At 52.3% G+C, this 4,191-nt stretch carries 3 protein-coding genes, 1 tRNA gene and 2 rRNA genes; 1 reads left to right on the forward strand and 5 read right to left on the reverse strand.

Features of this window, described 5'->3' with window-relative positions; translation table 11 throughout:
- Window positions 1-322: 322 nt before the first annotated feature.
- Both QZ268_RS11630 and QZ268_RS11635 read right to left on the reverse strand, forming a co-directional pair.
- Window positions 323-1,504, reverse strand: a complete 1,182-nt coding sequence (locus QZ268_RS11630; protein ID WP_295452586.1) for a zinc transporter ZntB — start codon at window positions 1,502-1,504, stop codon at window positions 323-325.
- Between the two features lie 154 nt (window positions 1,505-1,658).
- Window positions 1,659-2,348: a YafY family protein gene (locus tag QZ268_RS11635; RefSeq protein ID WP_295452589.1), complete on the reverse strand. Its 690-nt coding sequence runs from the start codon at window positions 2,346-2,348 to the stop codon at window positions 1,659-1,661.
- A gap of 31 nt (window positions 2,349-2,379) precedes the next feature.
- Here QZ268_RS11635 and QZ268_RS11640 point away from each other — a divergent pair, with 31 nt between their 5' ends.
- On the forward strand, window positions 2,380-3,033 hold the full coding sequence (locus tag QZ268_RS11640) for a hypothetical protein (protein ID WP_295452591.1): 654 nt from the start codon (window positions 2,380-2,382) through the stop codon (window positions 3,031-3,033).
- A 366-nt stretch (window positions 3,034-3,399) separates the two neighbouring features.
- On the opposite strand, the gene QZ268_RS11645 is transcribed toward QZ268_RS11640, so the two are convergent.
- The 3 genes from QZ268_RS11645 to QZ268_RS11655 all read right to left on the reverse strand — a co-directional run.
- Window positions 3,400-3,476, reverse strand: a tRNA-Met gene (locus QZ268_RS11645).
- 95 nt (window positions 3,477-3,571) lie between these two features.
- Window positions 3,572-3,686: ribosomal RNA gene (rrf, locus tag QZ268_RS11650) — 5S ribosomal RNA — on the reverse strand.
- Between the two features lie 273 nt (window positions 3,687-3,959).
- Window positions 3,960-4,191: ribosomal RNA gene (locus QZ268_RS11655) — 23S ribosomal RNA — on the reverse strand; the annotation flags it as partial.

The raw sequence follows: 4,191 nt of genomic DNA on the forward strand, positions 1-4,191 counted from the left end.
AGCAGAGCATCCGCAAAAAAATCTCCGACCTGAAACGTCTGGAACGCGCATTGGATGAGGTCACCGCCAACTGTTCGAACGGTAACTGGCACTGTCCGATGTTGCTTTCGCTGCGAGAGCATTGAAGCGCACAAAGGGCTCACAGCCGCCGTTCTCCGCTCCAGCACACCAACCGGGTACTGAGGTAAGTGGTCAAGGCCGGCTGAGCGGACGGAGCTGCCTTTGGCCAGCAACTCTGAAATGTCTTCTTTTTGATGTCGTGATGAAGCGATGGCATTTATGCACTCCCATCTATCGGCAACTAAAGTACTTGCAGATCGCCTTATAGCCATTTGGCAAACTTAAAAATCCAGAAAAGAGCAAGCCCGCAAGCGAGAGAAACCCCCGCAAGAATCCAGAATGCGTTCTGCTCCTGGATCCCAGGCATGCCACCGACATTCACTCCAAAGAGCCCTGTAAGAAATCCAAGCGGGAGAAAAATCGCTGCGACAACAGAGAGCACATAGCTATTGCGCCCCAAAACGTGAGAGCGTTCGGCATCGATGGAATCCTGTAGAGCTGTAAGGCGATCCCGAGTCGCATCGAGTTCTTCCACTAACCGTCGTGTGCGGTTGGACGTTTCACCGACATGCGCCAATTCGTTTGGCTCCATCAGCCATCCCTCCAACGAGGCAAGCGCGGCTATGGCCTCTCGTTGTGGATTGATAAACCTGCGCATCTTTATGACCACTTGCCGAAGCTTTGAAAGCGTTCCAGATGCCAAGTGCCCACGTTCTGAGCCAATATCTTCAAGCTCATCGGCTTGTTCTTCTAGAGCAAGAGAAACTGTTTCGATCCGGGCTGTAAGGCCATGCGCAAGTTCAGACAGGAAGTGTCCAATGCTGATCGGACCTTTCCCGGCATTCGCGGCTTGGCGGATTGTGTCAGCAGCCCATACTTTGCGTTTCCGGGCCGAGACAATTGCGCTTTGGGTGACCCAAAGGCGCAATGAAACCATATCTTCCGGATCTGCTCCTGGGTTTAGATTAACACCCCTCAGGTTCAGAATAAGTCCGTCTTCAAATCTCTCACATCGTGGGCGGGTCTCGGCTTGGCAAAGGGCCCGTGCAGCGATTTCCGGTAAATGTTCTTCGGCCCAGACCATAAGTCCCTCATCCGCTAAATCGAAGTGCAACCAGCGATAGCCTGACTCGCAGTGAGGGGCTGGCCAAGCGTCATCCACGGCTGTCGCGTTTCCGCTTACGATGTCAAACGCTGCAATCGGACTAATTATGTTGGGCTTCATTTTCTTTTTCTCACAGAGGCATAGATCGTTTTGCTTAATCACACATGAGCATGGATTCATTGAAGCACACGAAGCAATGCAGACCCTCATGGAAATTGCAGTATCAGTTAATATGGGCTTGAAGCCGACATTGAGGGTAAAAACCCGCGTTTGACAACTTGAATGTCCGCTTTCAGGAAGTCGAGGCTCGATTTGTGCATGTGCGGCAACGAGAGCCAATCGCGTTTCGCATCGGTCACTTTGGGCTGGGAGCGGTCATCTGGTTGGTCGCGCCCAGCCTTGCAAGGTCAAGATTCGCGTGCCGCAGCGCCGCATGTCCGCTAGGAGCCCATATCGACGGATGCTGCGGAAAGTATGACTTACAGCTTTGGAGCTACAAGCTCTTCAGGTAGTCTGCAAACTCCTTGCCTTTTTCCTTCCTAAATATATCACCAGTTTCGCTGATTTTGCCGAGGCGGTCCAATCTGAAGTTTCTAAAGTCATGCCTGAGTTCGCACCATCCGGTTAGCACCCAAACGGTTTCGAATGCGGTCAGCCCAAGTGGGCGCAAAATACGTTCACTCTGGCTCTCATGAGCATCTTCATAAGTGACGGCCAGCTTATTCCTGTGTCTGATAGCGGCTCTGATAGCGCTCAAGCCAGATGCGGCATCTGCCTTGTTCTCTCCGCCAACGGCCAACAGCGGCTGTTGAAGGTGCTGCCGGTCCTCTGACAAGACAGTTTCGATCTTCCCCAAGAGCCTGTGTGCGGCTTGCCCAAGGGCATCATCGCCGCGCGCTGTAACCATGCGGACCCCTAGCAGCAACGCATCAAGCTCATCCGGGTCGAAATGCAATGGCGGGAGGAAATAGCCTGCCTCGATCTGGTATCCGATACCACCCTCACCCCGAATGGGCGCGCCCATGGACTGTAAGGTGGCGATGTCGCGATAGATGGTTCTTACCGAAACATTCAAATCTGCGGCGAGCGCATCTGCGGTTACCTGCGTACGCCGCCCGCGCAGATGATCAAGGATCGAAAAAAGTCTTGTAGTCCGCATCCTAACCCTGACAAAAATTGACAATCCTTTTCATTAGTACGCTGGGCAGCATCAATTGAAAGGACTTTCTATGCTACGGAAAAATATTGGCCCGGTAACTGTGATGGGATTTGCGCGATACTCTGCCAAGCCCGAGGTTGATCCGGCCGACCTGATCGCTGCCACCCGGGTTTGGCAATCAGAGTTTTTGGCGCACCAGCCAGGTATCGCGATGCACTGCTTTCTCGGAAATCTGAAAGGTGACTTCGCAGACGCAATTTTTGCGACTGACGAAGCCTCATTTATCGCCATGGCGCAAGAACATCCCAAGGCATCTTCCACTGGACCCGTTATGGAAATGCTGGACCGAGACAGCATTCGGCTGGCTAAAAACAACCTGCTTGGTGGGCCTGTATCGCTGCCGGTTGATTTCTCATGTGTGGAGTTTGGTACATTCTCTCCAAAGGAGCCGAAGTCGTTCACTGAAGAGAGGCTATTGGACGCATCCCGAAAAATCGAAAGCGCCTACCTTGCGAGCTTTGAAGAGGCCAAATCCCACTTCGTCGCTCGGGTAGATGAGAGCACCTACTCGGAAATCGCCTTTGTAGAGACATCAGGCGCAGCTCGTGAAATCTGTGGAGGATACATGGACAACAAAGACTGTACCCCCATGCTGGAGATGTTCGATCCAAAGTCGGTGGATTTAGATTTCTGGCACGTGTTGGCTTAAATGAACCAAAGCTGCCGTTTGATGCTGGCACATCAACGGCAGCAAAGTCCCGCTCTGCCGCCCTCTGGCCAACAAAAATGCTGCGCAATGTGTCAAACGGCAGCTTCGGGGAAGCTGCGATACAGCACTTGGACAACTGGCCAAGGTCCGGTTTGGGCCGTTGTCTCTCGCCACATCCCCTCCTACCTCTTGTCTTTGTGATAGTTTGAGCGCGGTGATCGCCTTTCCTGGCGCTACGGCAGTGTTGCGTATTCAGCACAGCAATTTTCCGCTCCTATTGCTTCCACAGTGCTTCCAGTTTGTTTGGCGCAACGCAAAGCACCGCCCGAAGGCGGTTAGCAAGTCGTTGTTCTTATTGGGAAATTTTGGTTGCGGGAGTAGGATTTGAACCTACGACCTTCAGGTTATGAGCCTGACGAGCTACCGGGCTGCTCCATCCCGCGACAGTTATGATGTTCTATCGCTTTTGTACTTGAGGACGATTTGTCCTAGTAGTTAGCGTTAATGTTATCGTTTTTGAGATTTTGGATTTTACTAGGTTTGGCAGTGACCTACTCTCCCACGCCTTAAGACGCAGTACCATTGGCGCAAAGGCACTTAACTTCCGGGTTCGGGATGGGACCGGGTGTTTTGCTCTCGCTATCGCCACCAAACCAAGAAAAATCCAAGAACCTGCGGTTCTTGGATTTTTTTGGTTGGCGGTCGGCAGGGTATTTGCATCGCAAATGCCCGAGAGACCGCACCCCAGTTATGTCACGATGACATTTCCAAGATCGCAGGGAAACAATCAACACTGACGACTTTAGGCAAGTAAAGTCTGTCAGGCAGCAGGCAGTGTATTTGCAGTGCAAATGCACGTTGCTGCACCTTTGTTATGTCACAAGTCAATTGGTGCTTATTTGGTTCTTGGCTGTCTATTACTAGATCAGATCAAGCCAATCGGGCGATTAGTACCAGTCAACTGAACGTGTTACCACGCTTACATCTCTGGCCTATTGACGAGGTGGTCTACCTCGGCCCTCAGGGATACCTTGTTTTGAGGGGGGCTTCCCGCTTAGATGCCTTCAGCGGTTATCCTGTCCGAACATAGCTACCCAGCACTGCCGTTGGCACGACAACTGGTCCACCAGTGGTTCGTTCACCCCGGTCCTCTCGTAC

The sequence above is a fragment of the uncultured Pseudophaeobacter sp. genome (assembly GCA_905479575.1).
In the GTDB taxonomy this organism is placed as follows: Bacteria; Pseudomonadota; Alphaproteobacteria; order Rhodobacterales; family Rhodobacteraceae; genus Pseudophaeobacter.